Raw genomic sequence first — 20620 nt, 5'->3', positions numbered from 1 at the left:
CCTGATGAATCAATATTTATTTCATTCTTTCATTTTTTAAACTGTGAATAAGTGATTCACCTGTTCTTAAAATATGATGAGACAAAATCTCACCTGCATGCTCAAATCTTTTCTCTCTTATCGCTTTGATAATCTCCCGATGCTCTTCATTTGATGTAGCCGTCTGACCTGTAATAAAATGTGGTGTTTGTTGTGGTAGCCCATTCCATAGTGTGTCAATAAAACCATTTAATCTCTCCCAATGGCAGTGCTTTAATAATAATTGATGGAATTCTATATTTCTTTCAATAAATTCATCTACATCTTCACTATCTTCCATCAAATGTACAAGATCTATTAATCTCGTGATTTCAGTATCTGTAAGCAGCTTTGCACTTTGGATAAAAGCCATCTTCTCTAACTGTGCTCTTAAGGTGTACACCTCTTGTAAATCTGATAAATGAATCGTTTTAACAATAGCTCCTTTATGTGGTACTAGGGTAATTAAACCTTCAGATTCTAATTTTCTCAATGCTTCTCTAATCGGCATTCTACTGACACCAAGTTTTTCTGCTAAATCTGATTGTTTTAATCGTTCACCAGGTTTAAACTGACCTTTTATAATTGCTTCTCGGAGAACATTACATACTTTTAAATGCAGTGTATCGCGATTATCTAATTTCAAATCAACATCAATCGTCAATGATCACTCACCCTTTACTCCCTTTTAAAACAGGATACAAAATCCAATTAAAATTGTCTATACTTTTCTGAAATTTATTTAAAGAGTAGTAAAACTAAGTGTTCGCCGAAAAGGGGTCAGCTAATACTAGCGTATCAAACATTTTACAGTTCACAATATGAAAGTGTCATCACCTTGATTCATTACACTCACTATTTATCTGTAGTAATTTCTTAGCCTGTTTATAAACGGGATAATCCACTAAACGCCCATTCACATTAATTGATGCTTTTCCCTCTTTCTCAGCGTCTTCAAACAGTCTAATCACTTCTTTCGCTTCATGAATACGGTTGTTATTCTCTTGATGATACACATCATTGATTCGTACGACTTGCTTTGGATGAATCGCTAATTTACCAGCAAAGCCTATTTTCCGGCCATGGGTTGTTTCTTTAATGAGATCATTGCTATTCTCTAAATGAAGGAACACAGAATCAATAGGGGGTAGTATTTTAGCTGCTGCTGAAGCGTTTACTAGTTGTGAACGTGCGTATAATAACTCTTCCCTCCCCTCTCCTACCTCAATATTTGTATCTAAACAATAATCAACCGCACCAAAAGCCAGTCTTTCAACGGTTTCTGTTGCAGTGGCAATGTCAAATGAATAATGTATCCCTTTTGCCGTTTCGATTAAGGGAATAAGAGCTATCGATTCGTCTGCCAAATAAGTTGCTATCTCCTTTATCATGTTTTTATCTTCTGCTTTTGGGATAAATAGTCCCCGTGGCTTACATACTTTAACTAATTGGAGATCATGATAAAAATACGGACTTTCACTATCATTAATCCTAATATATACCCTTTGCCTATCCCATTCATTAAGTTCACTCATATAACCAGAGACCTTCTCTCTGGCTACATGCTTTTTGGAATGGGCAACAGAATCCTCTAAGTCAAGTATGATGGCTGATTGCTTAATTGTTAAAGCCTTATTTACCATCTTGGTAGAGATCGCAGGTACGAATAAAAAACTAAACATTTGATTCATCAAATATCTTCAACCTCCCTACATTCAGCCAATATTATTTTGTAATTGAAGACAAATTTTATTTGTCACTTCATCAGTCGTAGCATTTCCGCCAATATCTCTCGTCTTTATCCCTGCATCAGTAACTTCTTCCATTGCTCGTAAGACCTCTCTAGCTAGTGCGATTTCACCTAAATGATCTAACATTAACGAAGCCGTCCATATTTGCCCGATTGGATTGGCTATTCCTTTACCATAAATATCTGGCGCTGAACCATGTACAGGCTCAAACATGGACGGATATTTCCCATTTATATTGATGTTTCCTGCAGGGGCTATACCAATACTCCCCATAATCGCTCCACCAATATCAGTTAAAATATCTCCAAAAAGATTACTAGCAACGATCACATCGAAATCGCTCGGTTTGGTAACAAAAAAAGCAGCTAGTGCATCAATATGCACAGATGATGTACGCACTCCTGTATAGCGATTACTCACATCATTAAACACTTCATCCCAAAATGGCATCGAATGGACAATACCGTTAGATTTCGTAGCTGAAGTGACATGACCCTTACGAAGAACAGCTTGCTTAAACGCATAATCCATTACTCTTTCCGTTGCTTTTCTCGTAAAAATGGCGTTTTGGATAGCGATTTCGTCTGTTTCTTTATGTATTCTCCCACCAGATTCACTATACTCGCCCTCACTATTTTCACGTACAACTAGAAAATTAAATGCCCCTGGATCAACGAGAGGGGAGGTTAGCCCTTTAAATAATTTGGCTGGTCGGATATTAATGGTCTGCTCAAATTCTCTCCTAATGTGAATGAGTAACCCCCATAATGAAATATGATCGGGAACTTTGTTCGGATCTCCTACTGCCCCTAAAAAAATCGCATCAAAATTCTTCAGTCGCTCTAGACCGTCATCACTCATCATTTTGCCATGTTTGAGATAATAGTCGCACCCCCATGGAAATTCAGTTGTCTCTAATTGAATACCACCATGTAAAGTCGCTGCTGTTTGGAGCACTTTTACGGCAGAAGGTACAACCTCTTTCCCGATACCATCACCAGGAATCACTGCTAATTCATATCTTTTCATCATTTTTACCTCCTCTATGTTGTCATTGTTATATATTTTCTTTTCTTTACTTCCTTTAATAAATCCTTTTCTTTTTTCAAATATTAAGTGAAGTCTTTATACTAAGTAACCGTTAGAGCGCTTTATTTTAAAGAACATCAAGTTATTTCTTCGGCATTTTAAGCAAGAATGTTTTAAATATCTAACCAATCTCATCCTTTAGGATATACTAAGATTGTACATAAAGATTTATCATAAATTTAAAAGGGTGGTTATATTTGCATACAGCAATTTCATTTCAAAATGTACATTATCACACTGATTCATTATCAATTATTAAAGACATAACTGGTACTATTTCATCGGGGAATATAACGACCGTTGTCGGTCCATCAGGCTCGGGCAAATCTACACTCTTTCATTTATGTAATGGGATGAAATCAGCCTCATCTGGAGACATTTTCATTCATGGTGAGGATATTTTGACCATTACACCAACAGTTTTACGTCGTAATGTGGGAATAGTTCTGCAAAAAGCCATTATGATAGAAGGGGATGTCTATGATAATTTATCGTTGCCGCTAACCCTCAATGGAGAAAAGTTGTCAAAAGAAAAGGCGATTGAAATGCTTAATTTGATTGGATTGAATGAAGAATTTCTTCACCGCAAAGCAACAGACCTTTCTGGAGGGCAACAACAAAGGGTGTCTATCGCGCGGACATTATTGAATGAACCAGTAATATTATTGTTAGACGAAGTTACATCAGCCCTTGACCAAACTTCACAAAGGGAAGTTGAGCAACTAATTACATCCATTAATCAAAAGAGAAAAACAACCATTGTTTGGATTACTCATAATCTTGATCAAGCACTACGCATAGGGGATGAGACGTGGGTAATTATAGATGGCAAACTAGCGGCACATGGAAAAAGTTCTGAAATTGTTTCAACCTCTAATGATAAGGTCAAGCAGTTTTTTGAAGGTGGTGAGGAAAAATGACTTTTTTCCAATTATCTCTGACATTAATATTTGTTCTTATTCCTATTCTCTTATCTAAAACATTCAAGCTAGGTCTTGAGAAGGATGTCTTGATTGCGACCATTCGCTCAATCATCCAACTTCTTGCGGTCGGTTACGTGTTGCAATTCGTTTTTGATTCAGAAAGCTTTTTCTATATCTTTTTAATGATTATTCTCATTATTACTGCTGCCGTACATAATGCAAGAAAAAAAGGTGTGATGATCAAAGGCATTACATGGAAACTAATTCTTACATACTGCTTTATTGAAGTGTTGACCCAAAGTGTCCTTATTAGTCTTAAAATTATTCCAGCAACTGCGCAATATATGATACCCATTAGTGGAATGATTATTGGTAATGCGATGGTATTATCAATATTATTTCTTAATCGATTTACCGCGGAAATTGAAAACAGAACAGGAGAAGTAGAACTTTTTCTCTCATTGGGGGGTACACCGAAACAAGCCATTCATCGCCAGTTAATGACTAGTATTCGCGCAAGTACAATACCAACAATTGAAAGTCAAAAAACGATTGGTCTTGTACAACTACCTGGGATGATGAGTGGACAAATAATTGCAGGCGCTGATCCTGTTCAGGCTGTCATGTTTCAATTGTTGATTCTATTTATGTTGCTTTCATCTGCTGTTATTACGAGTATTATACTTGGATTCCTCTCCTATCCAACAATGTTTAATGAAAGGATGCAATTTGTGACTCATACGCCAAGTAAATCGGAATGATATCCTTTATAAAACGCGGACAAATGGAAATTTGTTCGTGTTTTTTCGTTTTAATAAACTCTATACCCTTTTGAATTATTTTTTATTTCTAAAATAAAGCAAAGATGTTTTAAGGGAAGCGTAACTACCAATAGCCCCATAACCATAAAAATAACCCATAAAGACCCCTGCAATGAGATCACCTCTATGACTAATAAAAATCGATACAATTAACCCAATAAGTATAGCCACTGTTGGTACAAAAGGTTTACTAATCCCTAGAAAATATTTTAACATTTGCGTAAAGATAATCACGATGGGAATGGCGATCATAGCATCCCAAAAATTTGTATGTATGACGGGAAATTCCATCTCTTATTGCCCCTTTCAATATTTAAACCAACAACATTGTTCTTTCTATTATTCTTCATCATTGCTGAAATACTCTTATAAAAGGATAAACCTCATGAAAATTGGTTACATTATAATTGAACAATCCAAGTAAACAGCAAAGGAAAATAAACATTTAAAAGGTTTTTAAGATACGATTTATATAAGTTCTGTATTATCTAAAAGATTAGGCGAATGAAAGCCTAGTCTATCGCATTAATGCATCATTTCAAATGGAGGCGAATCTACATGGCTATTAAAAAGAATATGGAGTTTAAAATTAAAGATGGTTTTTTACCGAACTTATGTTTGTCAAAATCTTTGAAGGTTTTGGATGTAAGTGATAGTAGTATTATTATTGAAATGGGGTCTTCACAAAGACGTGGCGTTTTCCCGCCAGAAAACTTCAATTATTGGATTAATAAAGGGATATTAATTGCCGTGAAAGACCATCAAAAGCGTATATCATAAAATTTTATACATACTTTTTTACCGTCATCATACCTTTGATAATGGAGGTGACTGTAGTGGAGCGAGAAGGCAAAAAGCCAGAAAATAAAAAAACGAAACAATTAGAAGCATTCATTCGTGAAAATAAAAATCAACCGTTAACAACTAATGAAGGGGTAAAAATTGCGAATGACGAAAATACTCTAACAGCTGGTGAACGCGGTCCCACCTTGATGGAGGATTTTATATTTCAGGATAAAATGGCTCATTTTGATAGAGAGCGTATTCCTGAGAGAGTAGTTCACGCGAGGGGATTTGCTGCCCATGGGGTTTTTCGTGTATATGAATCGTTAGAAGATATAACAATGGCTCATTTTCTTCAAGATCCTAGTTTAGAAACACCAGTATTCGTCCGTTTTTCTCAGGTGGCGGGCTCTAGAGGGGTAAATGAAACGAACCGAGATGTACGGGGATTTGCAACAAAATTTTATACAGAAGAAGGTAATTTTGACCTGGTAGGGAATAATATTCCCATCTTCTTTATTCAAGACGGTATTAAATTTCCAGATCTCATTCATGCAGTAAAACCTGAACCGCATAATGAAATTCCACAAGGTCAAACAGCTCACGACACTTTTTGGGACTTCATTTCTAGCAATGAAGAATCTGCAGCAATGATGATGTGGATTATGTCTGACCGGACAATTCCCCGTAGCTTTAGAACGATGGAGGGCTTCGGCGTCCATACATTTAGACTGGTTAATAAAAATAACGAAGCGAGATTTGTTAAATTTCATTGGAAGCCTGTACTCGGCCTGCACTCGTTAATTTGGGATGAAGCACAAAAACTTGGCGGAGCTGATGCCGATTTTCACCGCAGAGATTTATGGGAAAATATCGAAGAAGGTCACTTTGCTGAGTATGAATTAGGCATACAAGTCATAAATGAAGAAGACGAATTTAAATTCGGCTTTGATATTCTAGATGCGACTAAATTATGGCCAGAAGAGCTTGTTCCCGTACGGAAAATAGGTAAAATGACATTGAATCGAAATGTAGATAATGTATTTGCCGAAACAGAACAAGTTGCTCTTCACCCTGGTAGTATTGTTCGTGGTATTGACTTCTCTAATGACCCCCTACTACAAACGCGTATTTTTTCCTATTCAGATACACAAATATATCGTGTAGGAACAAATTTTCAGCAAATTCCTATTAATCGTCCTGTTTGTCCATTTCATAACAACCAACGAGATGGAGCAGCCAGATATATTATCGATAAGGATAAAGTCGCTTATCACAATAATTCCTTGCAAAACAATACACCTTATGAAGTACCCCCAGCAAGAGGAGGATTCCTCACATATCCTTCTCAAGTTGAAGGCATGAAAGTTCGAAAAACTGCTCCAAGTTTTACAGACCACTTTTCTCAGGCGAGGTTATTTTGGAATAGTATGAGTGATGTTGAAAGGAATCATATTTTCTTAGCTTTTAGCTTTGAATTAGGTAAAGTAAAAAGTAAAATGGTCAGACAAAATGTAGTCAACCTCATTGGTCATATTAGCCACGATCTTGCCACATCCGTGGCACATAAAATTGGTGTTGAGCCACCAAATGTGAAAGAATCATCGGAAACTGCGTCCTCTAAAGCACTTAGTATGGCAAACACAACTTTTTCGCCAGCTACTTTAAAGGTGGGGATCATCGTAGCTGACCAATATGATGCAGCTATTGTACGTCCATTATTACAACAGCTACTCGCAGCAAAAACTCGCCCGTTCATTATTAGTGAAACACAGGAAACATTGAATGGAACTGATGGTAGTACGCTTCAAGTCGACGATTCCTTTTTAACAGGCTCTCCACTGGTTTATGACAGTCTATTTGTCGTATCTGGAAGAGGAGCTACACCTCACTTTAATCAAAAAGCAAAGAGCTATATAATTGAACAATATAATCATTATAAACCGATCGGCTCTTCTCGAAGTGGCATGTACTTAATCCAAGAAGTTGGTATTATTAATAAACCTGGAGTAACAATCACAAATGGCCCTTTTAAAACTTATATACAAAATGTAGGTAAACAAAGGTTTTGGGAACGAGGATAATAGACAAAATACACAAGCATCAACTACCTTTGGCACCCATTTTACATTAGACCACTATTGTAGTGGTCTTCTCTTATGCTATGTCTGTACTTAATTGTAAATCTGTGAAAAAGATGAACGTTTGAACGCCTATCGTATTGAAAGATAAGCACTATTTTAAGACTTTTTCATTCGATTTTGATAAAAAGAATACCTAGCGCTCTTTGCTCTACTTCTTTCTCCTATACCTCATCCCTTATTAGCCGTAATGCTACAACTTTTACCTAAACAATCAAAAAAAGAAACACTCTTGAATCGTATAGACACGAAGCAAGAATGTTCATTTAAGTACTATTTCATATTATTTACCTGCTTTTGCTTTGTTCCCAAAAATCTCTTTTTCTAACCTTCTACCTGTTGGTGTAGCAGCTAACCCACCTTCAGCCGTTTCTCTTAACGCAGAAGGCATCGTTTGACCAATACGATACATGGCATCAATTACTTCATCACATGGAATTCTACTTGTGATACCTGCTAATGCCATGTCAGCAGCTGTCATCGCATTTGAAGCACCCATTGCATTTCTTTTCACACAAGGGACTTCTACCAAACCAGCTACAGGATCACATACTAAACCGAGCATATTTTTTAAAGTAATCGCCATCGCATGTGCTGCTTGAGAAGGTGAACCGCCTGCCATTTCTGTAATAGCTGCAGCTGCCATCCCACTCGCTGAACCCACCTCTGCTTGGCAGCCACCAGCTGCTCCGGAAATGGATGCATTATTGGCAACAATAAAGCCAAAAGCTGCGGATGTAAATAAGAATTCAATCATTTCCTCTCTTGTTGGGTTAAGTACATCCTTAACAGCAAACAACGTTCCAGGTACAACGCCTGCGGAACCCGCTGTTGGTGTGGCACAAATAGTTCCCATTGCTGCATTTACTTCATTTGTAGCAACAGCTTTGCTAACAGCATCTAGCAGTGTATGACCAGAAAGTGCTTTTCCACTTTTTATATATTTTTGTAATAAAACCGCGTCTCCTCCTGTTAACCCAGAAACGGAAGTTACACCATTTAAACCTCTCTCTACTGCTTGTTCCATAACGGTAAGATTACGATCCATTTGGGCAATAATATCTTCACGTGCGCGCCCGGATACTTCAACTTCTTGGCGAATCATCACTTCTGCAATTTTAATTTGCTCTTTGTCTGCAATTTCTACTAATTCTGCCGCGTTCTTAAATAACATATACATCCCTCCTACATGCTGTCATTAATCCACCATCTTGATGACTTGAGTGATATGTGGTAACTGAGCAATTTCGTCCATTAAGTTTTGATCAATATTTTGGTCAACTTCAATGACCATTAAAGCCATTTTCCCTTTTTCTTTTCTTGACACTTCCATATGACCGATGTTTATTTCATGTTGTGCTAAAAGGTAAGTAACTTTTGAAATCACACCAAATTGGTCATTATGGACCACTAAGATAGCGGGATGTTCACCTGTAAGTTTAAGCGCAAATGAATTTAATTCAATTATTTCAATAGAGCCTCCACCAATGGAAATACCAACTAGCTCCATTTCTTTATCATCATCGAACAATTTAATGCGCACAGTATTTGGATGATCGACAACTGCTTCTTCAACAGAAAACACGATTTCCATTCCCAGTTGCTCGGCTAATTGAAGCGATCCAGGGATGCGTTCATCATACGTATCGTAATCAAGAATTCCCCCTACAATTGCCACATCTGTTCCATGTCCCTTATACGTTTTTGCAAATGAACCATAAAGATATATTTCCGCTTTAGAAGGCTGTCTGCCAAATAAGGTCCGAGCTACCCTTCCAATTCGAGCAGCTCCAGCTGTATGTGAGCTAGAAGGTCCGATCATAACTGGGCCGATAATATCAAATGCTGATCTATATTTCATATCTTATGCTCCTTTATCATTAACTGACTCTTTATCTTATACATACTCATGTGTGTTCTCATTCTCATTCATCACTTTTATCTTTTGTAAATAATTATAAATAGTAAACTTAGAAACTCCTAAAATAGAAGCAACATATTCATTGGCTCCTTTAATTAAGAAGGTTCCTTTTTCCTCTAACCTTTTCACTGCCTCAATTTTTTCATCAATCGTCATACTTGCAGGTGCCTTTTTAAACGGTTGAAGGACTTGTTCTACCATTTCGTGAACAATATCCTGTACGGATGTAAAGAAAGTTTCATCCTTTGTATCTTCTTCATTAAAGTTTGTTAACGTTTCAAGGACACCACCAAATTGCATCATCAAGCTTATATCGTAGTTCATACATAGCGCGCCAATAATTTTATTATGTTCATCTCGTAAGAAAACGGTCGATGATTTCATTACATTTCCTTTTGGTGTCTGCGTTTTATAGTTGGCAAGATCCTCTGCCTCATGGTTACCCTTTGCTAATTCGTTCAAAACCAAATCCGTAATTGGAGCACCAATTGAACGACCAGTTACATTACCAGCAAGATGTATAAGCGATTTCTTAAAATCTGCGAAATCATGAACACCTACTTCACAATGAGGGCCAAACATTTTCACAAGCATATCTGCCGTTCTAATAGCAAAGTCAAATATATGTTGATCCTTCTTTTTCATCTTTGTCACATCCTATACTCTTCGAATGAAACCGTTTTCAAAATGGTTGTATTTCAAATCCTAATCATCATAACACACATAAACTATAATTAAAATATTTTTTTAATGCATACAATTTTTTTGTAAAATCATTCTGAAAGAACTATAAACTAAGAACAACAAATAAAAACAGTGAGTCTAAAATAGCTATTATGTAAGTTTATATGAGAATAGATTATATCCACAATTCACTCGAGAAAGAAGGGGGCATTTACTTGTTACGTGTCAACGTATCCCCACGTCTAACATCAAAATCACTCACTTTTCGTACGTGAGCAGAGTTTTTTTGTTTAATTTTGCCAACGCTCATAGTTTGGGACTCTTCTCTGAAGTGGAAAACTGCTTTTTTTATTTTGTGAGGGTTTCAGCTTGGATTAAATTTATGAGAGCAACTTTAAAATACTTTCAAATCATGCTACACACGACCCAAAAAACAACAAATGAAAAGCGAAAGAACAAAAGTCCTCTCGCTTTATCATCAAACATTTCTTAAGACTAAATGAAGACGATTATTTCTCGTGTCTTGCTCCTCTTCATCAGCTAAATCGTATTTCTTTAATAAATGAAATACATCGTTTAGGATTTCTTGGCTATGTTCTTCTTGGAAAAAAAGGTCGAACTTTGCATGCAAATCCTTAGGCAAATACGATTGCTGATCTATATACTTATTTTTTACATCAGTCATTGTGTGATCTAATTTGCATTCGCTCATCTTTTATCCCCCTTAATCAATTTTTCAATGTATGAAGTATAACATTGAATATAAGTTATTTGCTATATTTTAACCTGAAGTTCACATTCAATACTTTAACTTTCCGCTTCATCGTCTTGAACATATTGATAGTCCTCACGATTGATAGGGGTAAACCCTGCTGGATGATAAAACCTTAATAAATCTTTTGTTAATATTTCATCTGAAAGATCAAGTTTTTCTCTCGCTGCTTGTGTCAGTTGATCAAACTCCTCCTCATACGATATCATTTTACCGCTTTTACTATCATAATAACGCTGATTAATCATACTTATATCATTCGAGACAAAATCACCATTTCGCAATGGTGTAAGTTCGATATGACCATCGGCTAATAAATCTGTTCCTAGACCTAAATACTGATTGGTTTCAACCCCTAATAAATGTAGAAGTGTAGGCCTAATATCCAATTGTCCACCGATAGGTTGAGGATAATCACCTGTTTTCACTCCAGGGATATGAATAAAGACGGGGACTTCTTGTAGTTTTAAACTTTCGAATGGTGTAATTTCTTTACCGATAATCTCTGCCATCGCTTCATTATGATTCTCTGAAATTCCGTAGTGATCACCATAAAGGACAATAATAGAACGGTCATACAATCCACTCTTTTTCAAACCTGTGAAAAACTTAGATAATGCGGAATCTAAGTAATTTGCTGATTGGAAATACTGATTAACAACCTTATCATTTGTATTAGCTTGTGGGAAATTTGTATCCCATTCGTCCATTTCAAAAGGAAAATGATTGGATAATGTAATAAATTTTGCGTAAAAAGGTTCAGGTAATCCCTGTAATATTGACATCGACTCTTCAAAAAAAGGTTTATCTTTCAATCCATAATTCTTCGTATTTCTCTCATTCATATCATAATATGATGCATCATAGAAACGGTCATAGCCTTGAGAACGATACATTTCATTCCGATTCCAAAATGTTTTATAATTCCCATGAAAGGAAGCAGATGTATAACCATATTCCTTTAATATTCCTGGTGTAGATTGAAAGGTATTTTGCGCTTTATTTACATAGGCCGATCCTTGCGGCATGCCATATAAAGAATTATCAAGAATGAACTCAGCATCCGATGTTTTACCTTGACCCGTTTGATTATAGATTTGATCGAAATAAAACGTCTCCTCATCTTCTACTAAAGAATTGAGAAAAGGTGTGACTTCCTCCCCTTCTATTTTCATATTGATTACAAAATCTTGTAATGATTCCATTGAGACTACTATCACATTGCGATTTTGCGCCAATTGAAAATAATCCTGAGAAGGCGAAACATAGCGATCTTGAATTTCTTTTTTAATCTTTGCCACATCTTCGCTATCTGCCATTGCTCTTTCACTAGTCGCATGTATATTTTGATAAATGTCAAAAAGTGTGAAATTGTATAACCCTAAATACTTGACTATATAGGCGCGATCAAATGAGCGCTGAAATAACCCCGGTCGTTCCTTTTCTGCTAAAATGACATTTCCTATAACCATCATTATTCCTAAGAAAAGACCTAGCAATGCCATTTTCATGCTTCGATGTCCAACAATCTTAACTTTAAATACGGTTAAAAGGACGACCAACACGATCAAATCTATAAAAAAGAGAATATCTAATGGCTGTATGAGGGCGAAGGCACTATTACTTAATTGCCCCCCATTTGTTCTTGTTTGCATTAAGACTGGTATTGTAATGAAATCATTGAAGAATCGATAGTATACAACATTTGCATAAAGAATAATGGTTAAAAGAAGATCCATGATAAGTAAATAAATCATTTGTTTACGTTTATTAAATATATACAAGATAAAAAATAAGCTAGCAGAACTTAAAATATGTGTAGCTAATATAATCATTTGTGTTCCCAGCTCAATACTCATTCGAAACTGTGTGCTATATGTAATCAAGAGCTTCATAACAAAACTACTTAATGCAATGAGAAAAATCGTATGAAATGAAATATATTTATGGCTTTTTTCTTCCATTATAAAACCTCTTTCACGTTCTTTTATAAGTATAAATGCAATATGATATAGGCTTGCTCCTATTGAAGACGAAGACAAAAATAATAAAGTTTCAAAAATGAAGCTTTTTGATATCGTCCTGCTACACAAATAAAAATGTGAAAGCCTTCAAAGGTAAAGACCTTCGAAGGCTCTAAGTCATCAATAAACTCCTGATAACTCCATATAACTTACATTACATAACGGAATAATAATCTCGTCCGTTTCAGTAGATAAATAACCAGATACGACACGAGCTATCACAAGTGAACCATCTTCTACACGTAACATGATACCTGTTTGAGAAGTAAAGTTACTTACTACAGTGACCGTACGGCCAATGTAGTTGGTACATTCTTCTTCTAGTGTAGAGGCAAAATTTGAAACCCCTCTAGACATTTAAACCCCTCCTTATCCTAATTTGACAACAGATTGAATATTTTTAAATGGTACGAAGTATGTTGAAGTCCCGTCAGTAACAACGGCATAATCTTGTCTTACTGCTGCTAATACACCTTCAACTGGACCACCAGTAGTTTCTTTTTCTACAAAAGAACCCACTAAACGACTTAACTCATTTCTTAAACCTTCGAAATTACAGAAGTCATCGCCAGTTTCAATGTTCTGAGATGGTCTTCCACAACACTCTTTCCATTCTTTTTTCTTACCACCTTGATGACGATGTTTTTTCTTAGAGTCAGTACATAACATATTGTAATACCCTCCCTTCACTCCTTAATCACTAACTATCTTATGTTGTTTTCCTCAAACTGAATGGACGAGTTTCCCAGTACAAACGCCTTTTTTCTAACAATTCCTTTAACGCCCCACATATAATGTAAAAAAACATGATTGGATGTGTTTAGGTGAAATCCATATTAATGGTAGCTGATCACTTAGGAGCAAACGGAACAGTGACTTATATATTTACAATTAGTAAAGCATTAAAGCAGATGGGTTATACGATTATTGTAATCGGGAGACCGGGCGTATTAGGAGACAATTTTAAGCAAGAGAACATTCCTGTCTATGAGGTTGAAATTCCGAACAACTTTGACAAAAAATCTACCGAAATACAAGCAAAAATAGAAGAAATCATTCATAACCATCAAATTGATCTCATTCATTGTCATCAAGTATATTCAGGTATTTTGTTACTTCATATGGCACAAAAACATAACATCCCCTATGTCTACACCCTTCATGGCCTATATAATAGAAAAGATGAGTTATTAAAAATACTGCCAAAATGTAATCAAATCATTACTGTTAGCCAATTAGTTCAAGAGCAATTGGTTCAACAATATAATCTGTCATCTATTTTCATCCCAAATGGCATTGATGGAGATGATTATTTTTATCAATCTGATATAACTGTAAGAAAAAACCTTCATATCCCAGAAACAGGATTTGTCGTCTTTTATGCCAGCCGGCTCGAATTTGATAAAGCAGATATTTGCATGCGGCTGTTAAAATCCATTGCAGAATTGAGACATCCAAACCTATACGCACTTGTTGCTGGGGAAGGTTTTAGAACGAAACAAATTCATAATATGATTAAAGCGATGAATCGGAAAAGAGCAACACCATACGTTCATTTATTAGGCTCACAACAAGATTTACGTCCCTTTTACTATTCCGTTAATGCGGTTGTAGGAACCGGAAGAACAGCAATGGAAGCGATATGCTGCGAAGTCCCTGTTATAGCAGCAGGAGCAAAAGGTTATAGTGGAATTGTGACAAAAGAAAACTGGGAAAAGATGAAATATGGCCATTTTGCTGATCATCAGGCAGATCAACCTATTCATCAACGGAATATCAAAAATGACATCCTCCAATTAATGACTTATGAAAAAAACCTTGGAATGAAAGATATTCGTCAAGCATTATTAAAAGATTTTAACATTGAGAAAATCACAAAAGATTTAACGAGTTTGTACGTAAACCTCCTCAATTAATGTTAAAATATGCTAAAAGAAACGAAAAAAGGAGGTGCAAGCTCCCCATGCCTAGAAAGAAAATCATATTCATTTCTTTCATAAGTTTAACAACGGTTTTCACCGCCATACTTATTTGTTTTGCGGTGCTAGAGGGAGTAACTTATCAAGCAGCTTCAAAACTGGCTGACACGCTTCAAGAAGAAGACATGCAAAAATTATTAAACGACCCTACAATCCAGCCATATATAAATGAAAAAGTCGAGCTTGCAACAATGAACTTAAGTAAAACGGACTTACCAATAAAAACGAGATCAGAAGCCATGACTAAAGTAACGCAAACCTTCAGCAATCAAGACATCAAGGATTTTTCTACAAAACTAAAACAAGGGTTAACGGAGAAAGATAAAGAAGAATTAATGGACACCGTTAATAAGCATTTTAGTGAAGAAGAAATTCTTTCACTAAAAATACTTGCCATACAAGAGCTTAAAAAAAGAGAATCTCAATCACAAAAGCAATAAACAGCCTGGCATGTTCAGGCACACAAAAAAGGCGTATAATAATAGACAATTAAACATATAGGAGGCACACAAAATTTGACTAACTTTCAAACGAAAGAAACACTGCAATTATTAAAAGATTTAGTTTCCATCCCTAGTCCATCAGGGAATACATATGAAGTAATTTCATTCGTTGAGGAATACTTGCGTGAACTTGGAGTACAAACACGAAAAAACCGCAAAGGTGCTCTTATCGCAACAATTACTGGCAAAGACAATTCCCAACATAGGATGTTAACTGCACATGTGGACACATTAGGAGCCATTGTAAAGGAAATTAAACCGAGTGGCAGATTAAAAATTGATCTGATTGGTGGGTTTCGTTATAACTCTATTGAAGGCGAGTACTGTCAGATAGAATCGTCAGATGGAAAAAAATATACTGGTACGATTCTCATGCATCAGACCTCTGTTCACGTATATAAAGATGCTGGAACAGCGGAAAGAAATATAAATAATATGGAAGTACGTTTAGATGAAGAAATACACTCCATTGAAGACGTTAAAAAACTAGGAATTGCCGTAGGAGATTTTGTTTCATTTGATCCACGAGTGGAAATAACCAACGCTGGATTTATCAAATCTAGACATTTGGATGATAAAGCAAGTGTAGCTATTTTACTGCAGTTAATTAAAGAAATCGTTACTGCTCGTATTGAATTACCTTATACAACTCATTTCCTCATTTCAAATAATGAAGAAATTGGTTATGGAGGCAATTCAAATATCACTGACGAAACAGTAGAGTATTTAGCTGTGGATATGGGAGCGATCGGTGATGGACAGGCAACTGATGAATATACGGTTTCTATTTGTGCGAAGGATTCTAGTGGGCCTTATCATTATCAATTGCGTAAACATTTAGTCGCTCTCGCAGAAGAACATCAAATCGGTTATAAAGTGGATATTTATCCATACTACGGTTCCGATGCATCTGCCGCTATTAGAGCTGGATTTGATATTATTCACGGATTAATAGGACCAGGTATCGATTCCTCCCACGCTTTTGAGCGCACGCATGAAAAGAGTATTCGTCAAACTTACGACTTACTTTATTATTATTTACAGTCAGAACTAGTGGGTTAAAGCTTAACATCCAATATGCAATTTATATAACCATACCTGCCAAAAACTTATCGTTTGACGGCAGGTATATTTTTTTCCTAATGCCCATCCCTTCTTAACTCTGAGATTTTCTTTAATACTTGATTTCGATACTGTCTCTTTATAAAGAGAACTTCTTGCTTTATCTCTCTTTGATGACGCACTGTCCCCATTTCTTCATGCACACGATAATTCACTAACTTTTCAGAAAGATAGTAAAATTCCTCACTTAGGCCAACCCGCAGCCACATCTCATAATCATGTGTATATCGATAACTAACATCTAATGGACCAACTTCGCGTAATAAATCCATATGCAGCATAACTGTACAACCGTGAATAAAACATCTATTTAATAAAGCTTTTAAAAAGTGACTTCGCAATGAATAGGTTTGATTAAAATAAGCATCTATCTGTGAATCACTCTTCCCAATTGTCTCACAGCCGGTATAACAAGCTCTTACGCCATATGTTTCCATATACTTTACTTGTTTTTCTATTTTTGTTGGCTTATAGCTATCATCGGCACTAAGCCAACAAAAATATTTACCTGTTGCAATTTGAATTCCAGCATTGAGAGCTGTAGCTGTGCCTCCATTTTCCTTCCTTACATAAGTAACCTGTTTTTTATATGGTTCAAGTTTATCAAGATGTAATGTGGACCCATCATCGATGACAATAATCTCGATATTTCCATATGTCTGTGCAAGCAGACTTTCAATTGCCTCACCAATATACCGGCAATTATAAAAAGGGATGACTACTGAAACTTTATCCATAAATTAAATGCACTCCGTTCTTTCTTTCTAGACGTATTGTCCAAACCACATGTGAGACTTAAGCATATTCATAATATTAGAGGATAAATGTGATAGGAGGAGTACATCTTGAAAGTATTATTTATATTCTATGTACCAAGTGGAGGAGTCGAAACCTTAAATCGACAAAGAAGTATTGCTTTAAAGGACGTTGGAATCACTTGTCATTTTCTATACTATGAAAACCGTAGAAATTATTTAAATGAACACTATAATCCTGTATTTATTAAAAATGATGAAGAAGAAATTATTAACCTTATAAAGAAACATCAATATGACGCCATTGTCATTACTTCTGATTTTAAAATGGTGCCTGCTATCAAAAAAAGTGGATACAAAGGTAAAATCTTTGTTGAAATCCAAGGTTATGGGTCGATACAACAAACAAGATATGGTTTTTCTATTGGTAAAACATTAGCAGAGAATGATATTGATGGTTTTCTTAATCCAAGAACTCCCCATATTTCCACATTATTAAGTGAGATGTTCCCAAATGTGCCTAAGTATGAATTTAATAATTGCTTTGATTGCAGTCACTTTAACTATAAAGCGACTGGCAAAAGTTTTGTCCAACCAATTATTGGTTGGGTTGGTCGAATCGAGGATAATAAAAACTGGCAGGAATTTTTGAACATTTGTTTTCTACTCAAAAGGAAACTACGTAATCAGCTACAAGTCTACCTTTTTGAAGATCCCACACTATCTTTACCCGAAGATAGAGAGGATTTTTTTAAGGTGATGAAAAAGTATCATTTAGAAAAAAACATCAATTTATTACCGAATATTCCTAATGAGAAAATGGCTGACTACTTTTCCATTATTAGTGATTCTGGTGGATTTCTTTGTTCGACATCAAAAATAGAAGGTGCCCCATTAACAGCATTAGAAGCGATGAGCTGTAGATGTCCGATACTCACAACTGACTCTAGCGGTATAAGAACAGCTGTTACTCATAATGTTACCGGCAAATACTATGAAATTGGCAACCCAAAAGAAGCTGTTAAAGAAGGAATAGAGCTGATTCAAAACCAGACGCTCAGACAGACAATTATTAATAACGCAGTATCCCATGTAAAAACGAACTTTGCCCCCTCGCTTTATGCTCAGAATTTCAAGAAAATGATGACAAGTACATTACCAGTAAGTAACTGAATATGTTTTATGGATGGAAAAACAAATAAAAAATTCAAATACCAAATCTGTTACGTGCTGTTGTTTTTTAATTGAACGTAATGTCATCTTATAAGGAATACGTTGCAACTACTCATTTAAATATTTTATTAATTCAGATGCCTCTTTAAGGAATTGAAAAAAGTAGATTGTAATAATCATACATTAGGAAATGAATTGAGCAGTACATTACACTGCTCAATTCTGTTTTTACTCTATTGGTATAACTCGGAATCTTAACTCCATTGATTTATTCGCCCTTTAGGGTTTTACCTACTCTGCAATCATTTTTTTAACCATCTCTATCAGTTTAACAATTAGAACGCACAAAAGTATTTTATGTAAAAAGAAAACACTCCATATTCGGAGTGTTCATTTGGCATGTATTCATCTAGGTCACTATTTATAAAAACTAGTATCATTTTTATAGGCTGTTTTCGTATAGATTGTTGCTTTCTTGACCATACTTATAAAGGGTTGATAAATGGGGTTTAAGGAGGCGTTCAAGTATGTGGAAAGATGTATATGAAGAGTTCAGCGAACTAACCAAATCAGAGCAAATGGCTTTATTTAATGCTATGAAACAGGATTTATTTCCAGACGAACCAGATAAGATTAATAAACTACTCAAAAGCATTCGTGAAGCCCGATTTGCTTCTGGTTTAGGGTGCGTTCATTGTGGAAGTACATCTGTAAAAAGAAACGGTAAATATAGTTCAAGACAACGCTATCTGTGTAATGATTGCGGAAAGTCCTTCAACGATATGACGAATACACCATTTTCAGGGTCTCGCTACCCTGAAAAGTGGATAAAATACATTGAACTAATGGTCGAAGGTTACACCCTACCGAAAATCGCTGAACGCTTAAAAATTCATATATCAACTGCATTCTATTGGAGACATAAAATCCTGAACGCATTAGGAAGTCTTGGTTTTAATCAACTGCAAGGTATCGTTGAAAGTGACGAGACCTTCTTTCGAGAGTCTATGAAGGGTCGTGAAATTACCCATAGAAAAGCCAAGAAACGTGGAGAAAAGGACAAGAAAAGAGGGATTTCTAATCTTAAAATAGCAGTTGTCGTGGCACAAGACCGAAATGGTAATATGATTGCTCGGAAAGCAGGAACAGGTCGTGTAAAGGCAGAAGAAATTGATACTGTGATAGGTGAGTATATTCACCCGTCTGCTTTGTTATGTACAGATACAGCAACTAACTACAAGAAATTCGCCAAACTAAAAGGATTACAACACGAAACAGTTAATGAAAGCCAAAAACAACGGGTGAAAAAAGGCATATACCATATTCAACACGTCAATAACTCTCATAATCGTTTGAAAGGTTGGATGGAACGTTTTCAAGGGGTGGCAACCAAATACTTAGATAATTACCTCAACTGGTTTCGTTGGCTTGAAATAGGCAAACAAATAGCATTTGATGAACGAGTCAAACAAATGCTTGTTTCTGCCTGTCGAAAATCAAGTCACACCACAATAGAAATGTTGAGATGTGCTTAACTAATTATTAGACGTATATTTATTGCTTCCAGGGAGTTTTTTGATGTTGTTCCACGCTTCAATCGCTTCCTCACGACTTTTTCCTTGATTATTAGAGTCGGCAAAAAAATCACGAATAAATTGATTGTATTCAAATTGAGGAGCGATTTTTTTCTTGTACAATGGGTTTTTCTTTCGTTCTTCTTCTTTATACCAAGCATCTACAACATCTCGATACGTTTTTCCAATGTTAGTTTTAAAATAGTTTTGGATATAGGTAGAAAAATGAAAATTAGGGATAACTGTCTTGAAAAAGGCTCTTACATTTTGACTACAACGATGGTTTTTCGAAATGACTGTATCAAGACTTAAATCGACCTGTGGTTCTGACTTACTATTCACCTTTGATTTTCTAATTGGCTTTTTTATCTCTCCTGTTCGAAGAAATGTTTCAATTCTATCGGAAATCTCTATTTTTGAACCAGAAGCACTTATTCCATTTTCTCTGCAAAAAGATTGTAATTCTTCCTTCAACCAATAGAAATCTTTAAAACTATCTACACTAATATCTTTTGTTAGATTTGGTCTCATATTCTACACCTCAATATTCACTTATTTCTATTATAGAACAATTGTTCCTGTTAATC

The 20620-nt window shown here is 35.6% G+C and carries 22 protein-coding genes; 9 read left to right on the top strand and 13 right to left on the bottom strand.

From position 1 onward, the window contains the following. Window positions 1–16 precede the first annotated feature (16 nt). From MKY26_RS05500 to MKY26_RS05490, 3 genes are all read right to left on the bottom strand, one after another. A complete protein-coding gene (locus MKY26_RS05500) occupies window positions 17–682 on the bottom strand; it encodes a GntR family transcriptional regulator (RefSeq protein WP_095373373.1) in 666 nt (221 codons plus the stop codon). 169 nt (window positions 683–851) lie between these two features. After that, on the bottom strand, window positions 852–1709 hold the full coding sequence (locus MKY26_RS05495; protein ID WP_322909675.1) for an HpcH/HpaI aldolase/citrate lyase family protein: 858 nt from the start codon (window positions 1707–1709) through the stop codon (window positions 852–854). Window positions 1710–1733: 24 nt separating this feature from the next. Continuing rightward, window positions 1734–2798, bottom strand: a complete 1065-nt coding sequence (locus MKY26_RS05490) for a tartrate dehydrogenase (RefSeq protein WP_322909293.1) — start codon at window positions 2796–2798, stop codon at window positions 1734–1736. 257 nt (window positions 2799–3055) lie between these two features. Here MKY26_RS05490 and MKY26_RS05485 point away from each other — a divergent pair, with 257 nt between their 5' ends. Beyond that, window positions 3056–3778 (top strand): ABC transporter ATP-binding protein, encoded by a 723-nt coding sequence (locus MKY26_RS05485; protein WP_322909292.1) that lies wholly within the window; start codon window positions 3056–3058, stop codon window positions 3776–3778. Further along, the gene (locus tag MKY26_RS05480; protein ID WP_095373377.1) at window positions 3775–4542 is read left to right on the top strand and encodes an ABC transporter permease; all 768 of its coding nucleotides are present in this window, start codon (window positions 3775–3777) and stop codon (window positions 4540–4542) included. Before MKY26_RS05485 ends, MKY26_RS05480 begins: the two co-directional genes overlap by 4 nt. Window positions 4543–4617: 75 nt before the next feature. On the opposite strand, the gene MKY26_RS05475 is transcribed toward MKY26_RS05480, so the two are convergent. After that, the gene (locus MKY26_RS05475) at window positions 4618–4893 is read right to left on the bottom strand and encodes a hypothetical protein (protein ID WP_095373378.1); all 276 of its coding nucleotides are present in this window, start codon (window positions 4891–4893) and stop codon (window positions 4618–4620) included. Between the two features lie 267 nt (window positions 4894–5160). Here MKY26_RS05475 and MKY26_RS05470 point away from each other — a divergent pair, with 267 nt between their 5' ends. Together MKY26_RS05470 and MKY26_RS05465 are read left to right on the top strand one after the other, a co-directional pair. Then, window positions 5161–5382, top strand: a complete 222-nt coding sequence (locus MKY26_RS05470; RefSeq protein WP_095373379.1) for a hypothetical protein — start codon at window positions 5161–5163, stop codon at window positions 5380–5382. 56 nt (window positions 5383–5438) lie between these two features. Further along, the gene (locus MKY26_RS05465) at window positions 5439–7469 is read left to right on the top strand and encodes a catalase (protein ID WP_233435259.1); all 2031 of its coding nucleotides are present in this window, start codon (window positions 5439–5441) and stop codon (window positions 7467–7469) included. 340 nt (window positions 7470–7809) lie between these two features. On the opposite strand, the gene sdaAA is transcribed toward MKY26_RS05465, so the two are convergent. From sdaAA to MKY26_RS05430, 7 genes are all read right to left on the bottom strand, one after another. After that, window positions 7810–8700: an L-serine ammonia-lyase, iron-sulfur-dependent, subunit alpha gene (sdaAA, locus tag MKY26_RS05460; protein ID WP_322909291.1), complete on the bottom strand. Its 891-nt coding sequence runs from the start codon at window positions 8698–8700 to the stop codon at window positions 7810–7812. 24 nt (window positions 8701–8724) lie between these two features. Next, on the bottom strand, window positions 8725–9387 hold the full coding sequence (sdaAB, locus tag MKY26_RS05455; protein ID WP_095373382.1) for an L-serine ammonia-lyase, iron-sulfur-dependent subunit beta: 663 nt from the start codon (window positions 9385–9387) through the stop codon (window positions 8725–8727). 36 nt (window positions 9388–9423) lie between these two features. Next, the gene (locus MKY26_RS05450; RefSeq protein WP_095373383.1) at window positions 9424–10092 is read right to left on the bottom strand and encodes a helix-turn-helix transcriptional regulator; all 669 of its coding nucleotides are present in this window, start codon (window positions 10090–10092) and stop codon (window positions 9424–9426) included. A gap of 517 nt (window positions 10093–10609) precedes the next feature. Further along, window positions 10610–10843 carry a group-specific protein gene (locus MKY26_RS05445; protein WP_095373384.1) on the bottom strand — a complete coding sequence of 78 codons (234 nt, stop codon included), beginning with the start codon at window positions 10841–10843 and terminating at the stop codon, window positions 10610–10612. A 95-nt stretch (window positions 10844–10938) separates the two neighbouring features. After that, the gene (locus tag MKY26_RS05440) at window positions 10939–12867 is read right to left on the bottom strand and encodes an LTA synthase family protein (protein ID WP_341092566.1); all 1929 of its coding nucleotides are present in this window, start codon (window positions 12865–12867) and stop codon (window positions 10939–10941) included. Window positions 12868–13047: 180 nt separating this feature from the next. Next, window positions 13048–13284, bottom strand: coding sequence for a hypothetical protein (locus MKY26_RS05435; RefSeq protein ID WP_307314144.1), 237 nt, complete (start codon window positions 13282–13284; stop codon window positions 13048–13050). Between the two features lie 12 nt (window positions 13285–13296). Next, on the bottom strand, window positions 13297–13596 hold the full coding sequence (locus tag MKY26_RS05430) for a DUF2642 domain-containing protein (protein ID WP_095373387.1): 300 nt from the start codon (window positions 13594–13596) through the stop codon (window positions 13297–13299). Window positions 13597–13751: 155 nt separating this feature from the next. On the opposite strand from MKY26_RS05430, the gene MKY26_RS05425 reads away from it, so the two are divergent. From MKY26_RS05425 to MKY26_RS05415, 3 genes are all read left to right on the top strand, one after another. Next, a complete protein-coding gene (locus MKY26_RS05425) occupies window positions 13752–14843 on the top strand; it encodes a glycosyltransferase (protein ID WP_341092556.1) in 1092 nt (363 codons plus the stop codon). A gap of 47 nt (window positions 14844–14890) precedes the next feature. Then, window positions 14891–15346 carry a hypothetical protein gene (locus MKY26_RS05420; protein WP_307314148.1) on the top strand — a complete coding sequence of 152 codons (456 nt, stop codon included), beginning with the start codon at window positions 14891–14893 and terminating at the stop codon, window positions 15344–15346. A 102-nt stretch (window positions 15347–15448) separates the two neighbouring features. Further along, entirely contained in the window at window positions 15449–16471 is a 1023-nt protein-coding gene (locus MKY26_RS05415) for a M42 family metallopeptidase (RefSeq protein WP_370873311.1), read from the top strand. Window positions 16472–16548: 77 nt separating this feature from the next. Here MKY26_RS05415 and MKY26_RS05410 read toward each other — a convergent pair whose 3' ends face one another. Further along, window positions 16549–17268: a glycosyltransferase family 2 protein gene (locus MKY26_RS05410; RefSeq protein ID WP_328199276.1), complete on the bottom strand. Its 720-nt coding sequence runs from the start codon at window positions 17266–17268 to the stop codon at window positions 16549–16551. A 108-nt stretch (window positions 17269–17376) separates the two neighbouring features. On the opposite strand from MKY26_RS05410, the gene MKY26_RS05405 reads away from it, so the two are divergent. Together MKY26_RS05405 and MKY26_RS05400 are read left to right on the top strand one after the other, a co-directional pair. Next, window positions 17377–18459, top strand: a complete 1083-nt coding sequence (locus tag MKY26_RS05405; RefSeq protein WP_095373392.1) for a glycosyltransferase family 4 protein — start codon at window positions 17377–17379, stop codon at window positions 18457–18459. A 527-nt stretch (window positions 18460–18986) separates the two neighbouring features. Further along, window positions 18987–19994, top strand: coding sequence for an IS1595 family transposase (locus tag MKY26_RS05400; RefSeq protein ID WP_341092545.1), 1008 nt, complete (start codon window positions 18987–18989; stop codon window positions 19992–19994). Here MKY26_RS05400 and MKY26_RS05395 read toward each other — a convergent pair whose 3' ends face one another. After that, window positions 19995–20564: a DUF6434 domain-containing protein gene (locus MKY26_RS05395; RefSeq protein WP_224939361.1), complete on the bottom strand. Its 570-nt coding sequence runs from the start codon at window positions 20562–20564 to the stop codon at window positions 19995–19997. Between the last annotated feature and the right edge of the window lie 56 nt (window positions 20565–20620).

This window comes from Cytobacillus sp. FSL R7-0680, assembly GCF_038009245.1.
Taxonomy (GTDB): Bacteria; Bacillota; Bacilli; order Bacillales; family Cytobacillaceae; genus Cytobacillus; species Cytobacillus kochii.
Note: the sequence above shows the minus strand (reverse complement) of the source record. Positions and strands in the feature narration are given on the sequence as shown.

Coding starts and splice junctions, on each gene's coding strand:
- MKY26_RS05495 (WP_322909675.1), bottom strand. CDS start 1,709: ATGAATCAAATGTTTAGTTTTTTATTCGTACCTGCGATCTCTACCAAG.
- MKY26_RS05490 (WP_322909293.1), bottom strand. CDS start 2,798: ATGAAAAGATATGAATTAGCAGTGATTCCTGGTGATGGTATCGGGAAA.
- MKY26_RS05480 (WP_095373377.1), top strand. CDS start 3,775: ATGACTTTTTTCCAATTATCTCTGACATTAATATTTGTTCTTATTCCT.
- MKY26_RS05475 (WP_095373378.1), bottom strand. CDS start 4,893: ATGGAATTTCCCGTCATACATACAAATTTTTGGGATGCTATGATCGCC.
- MKY26_RS05470 (WP_095373379.1), top strand. CDS start 5,161: ATGGCTATTAAAAAGAATATGGAGTTTAAAATTAAAGATGGTTTTTTA.
- sdaAA (WP_322909291.1), bottom strand. CDS start 8,700: ATGTTATTTAAGAACGCGGCAGAATTAGTAGAAATTGCAGACAAAGAG.
- sdaAB (WP_095373382.1), bottom strand. CDS start 9,387: ATGAAATATAGATCAGCATTTGATATTATCGGCCCAGTTATGATCGGA.
- MKY26_RS05450 (WP_095373383.1), bottom strand. CDS start 10,092: ATGAAAAAGAAGGATCAACATATATTTGACTTTGCTATTAGAACGGCA.
- MKY26_RS05445 (WP_095373384.1), bottom strand. CDS start 10,843: ATGAGCGAATGCAAATTAGATCACACAATGACTGATGTAAAAAATAAG.
- MKY26_RS05440 (WP_341092566.1), bottom strand. CDS start 12,867: ATGGAAGAAAAAAGCCATAAATATATTTCATTTCATACGATTTTTCTC.
- MKY26_RS05435 (WP_307314144.1), bottom strand. CDS start 13,284: ATGTCTAGAGGGGTTTCAAATTTTGCCTCTACACTAGAAGAAGAATGT.
- MKY26_RS05430 (WP_095373387.1), bottom strand. CDS start 13,596: ATGTTATGTACTGACTCTAAGAAAAAACATCGTCATCAAGGTGGTAAG.
- MKY26_RS05420 (WP_307314148.1), top strand. CDS start 14,891: ATGCCTAGAAAGAAAATCATATTCATTTCTTTCATAAGTTTAACAACG.
- MKY26_RS05410 (WP_328199276.1), bottom strand. CDS start 17,268: ATGGATAAAGTTTCAGTAGTCATCCCTTTTTATAATTGCCGGTATATT.
- MKY26_RS05400 (WP_341092545.1), top strand. CDS start 18,987: ATGTGGAAAGATGTATATGAAGAGTTCAGCGAACTAACCAAATCAGAG.
- MKY26_RS05395 (WP_224939361.1), bottom strand. CDS start 20,564: ATGAGACCAAATCTAACAAAAGATATTAGTGTAGATAGTTTTAAAGAT.